1 pseudogene is annotated in these 428 nt (G+C 69.4%); it reads right to left on the bottom strand.

From position 1 onward, the window contains the following. A pseudogene (locus ACLQ28_RS34520) lies at positions 1-428 on the bottom strand (polyketide synthase); the annotation flags it as partial.

Below are 428 nucleotides of genomic sequence, written 5' to 3'. Positions count from 1 at the left end.
GTGCCACTGACGCCGAACGACGACACCCCGGCACGGCGCAACCGCTTCCCGGTGCTCTGCCACTGCTCGGCTTCGGTGAGCAGCCTGATCTCTCCGCTGTCCCAGTCCACGTGCGGCGACGGCGCATCCACGTGCAAGGTGGCCGGCATCCGGCCGTGCCGCATCGCCAGCACCATCTTGATCACACCGGCGACACCAGCCGCCGCCGAGGTGTGGCCGATGTTCGACTTCACCGAGCCAAGCCGTAGAGGGCCGTTGTGCCGCTCGCGACCGTAGGTGGCTAGCAGGGCCTGGGCCTCGATCGGGTCACCCAACCGGGTTCCCGTTCCATGGCCCTCCACCACGTCCACATCCGCCGGGGCCAACCCGGCACTGGCCAACGCCTGACGAATCACCCGCTCCTGCGCCGGCCCATTCGGCGCCGTCAA

The sequence above is a fragment of the Micromonospora sp. DT201 genome (assembly GCF_049841575.1).
Classification (GTDB): domain Bacteria; phylum Actinomycetota; class Actinomycetes; order Mycobacteriales; family Micromonosporaceae; genus Micromonospora.
This window is presented reverse-complemented; position numbering and strand designations above follow the sequence as displayed.